At 53.7% G+C, this 1,673-nt stretch carries 1 protein-coding gene; it reads left to right on the top strand.

Annotated elements, in window-relative coordinates:
- The first annotated feature begins 421 nt into the window (after nucleotides 1-421).
- Nucleotides 422-1,642: an IS30 family transposase gene (locus ACUY3D_RS12620; RefSeq protein ID WP_448241218.1), complete on the top strand. Its 1,221-nt coding sequence runs from the start codon at nucleotides 422-424 to the stop codon at nucleotides 1,640-1,642.
- The last annotated feature ends 31 nt before the right edge of the window (nucleotides 1,643-1,673 follow it).

Consider the following 1,673-nt stretch of genomic DNA (forward strand, 5'->3'; position numbering starts at 1 on the left):
CGCGGATTCTAAGGATCGTGGAAACACCTGACCTTGATTGGTGGTGTTTGTGGTGTCGAGTCGTTGGGATCCTTCGCCGGATGTGGTGGAGCAGCTATGTTGCTTGGTTTCAGGTGGTCGTAGTGTGCGTAGTGCGGCGTTGGAACTGGGGCTTAGCTTGAGTGTTGCGTATCGGCTGGCTCGTGAGCATCAACTTCCTGTGCGCGTTCAGAAGTCGACTTCTGCTTCGGCTACAGAAAGCATTGAAGCGCTATGGAAGCAAGGTGTGAAGCCGTCAGATATTTCAACGCGACTTAATGTAGGAACCAGCGTTGTCTACCGCATTGGTATTGAGCTTGGCTTGTGGCAGCGCAATCCGCATGGCCGTCGGGCTAGTGCCACCTCGCGTCGGTGCGAGTATTTGATGCTGCGTTCTGGTGCGATGAGCCGAAAAGACGCAGCAAAAGCCGTCGGTATTAATCCACGCGAAGCTCTGGACATCGATAAAGGAGTAACCAAGCTCAATGGTGTCGGGCGTGTGCCGTTTGTTCCCGATGGGCCAGACACTGAGCTCTATAAAAGACTTATGCAGGTCTTGCCTTATGTTGACGGCCGCCAAGCAGTACCCGTCGAAGTTATCCCACAGCACGCGATAGACAAACGCATTAGTCCTCGATATTTATCCGTCGAGGAACGTGAACTTATCGCCGACTTGAACCGTCAAGGCCTAGGCGTGCGTGCTATTGCCCGGCGTTTGGGGCGCTCACCGGGAACAATAAGCAAGGAAATGACACGCAACCGTGATGAATTTGGGTTGTATCTGCCGCATGCAGCTCATCGGAAGTCCGTGCTGCGCAGATTCCGGCCTAAGCCACGCAAACTGGACACACATGCAGCATTGCGTGATGTGGTGTGGGCGATGTTGAAGAAGCGATACTCACCGGTGCAGATTTCTAGAAGGTTGCGTCTGGACTTCCCTGACGATGACACTATGAGGGTGTGTCCTGAAACCATCTATATGTCGTTGTTCTTCCAAGCTAAAGGCGAGCTGAAGAAAGAAATCGCCGCATGTCTGCGCCAAGGCCGTGCTGTGAGAAAGCCACGCAACCAGCGCATTGCCCGCCAGCGATTTAGCGACCCCATGGTAATGATTTCCGAACGCCCAGCAACGGTTAATGACCGCGCTGTTCCAGGACATTGGGAAGGCGACCTGATTTTGGGCAAGGGAAACAAATCAGCTATCGGCACACTTGTAGAACGCAGCACCAGATACGTCATGCTGCTGCATCTGCCCAACGGGCATGGCGCTGTGGAAGTGCGCAACGCGCTCATCGAGACTATCCAACAGCTACCAGCACACCTTCGTGGCTCGCTGACCTGGGATCAAGGAAGCGAAATGGCTGGCCATAGGTCATTTACCATTGCCACCGATTGTCCGGTGTACTTCTGTGATCCAGCATCACCCTGGCAGAGAGGAAGCAACGAAAACACCAACGGACTTCTGCGCCAGTATTTCCCCAAAGGCACTGACTTATCCGTCCACACCAAAGAAGACCTCGAGTTCGTTGCCATGCAACTCAACGACAGACCACGCGCAACCCTAGGCTTTGCCAAACCAGCCGAAAAAATGGCCGAACTGCTAGGCTATGCCACCGAAATCTAAAACCGTGTTTCCACGACCACTAGAATCCGCC

The sequence above is a fragment of the Corynebacterium guaraldiae genome (assembly GCF_053480195.1).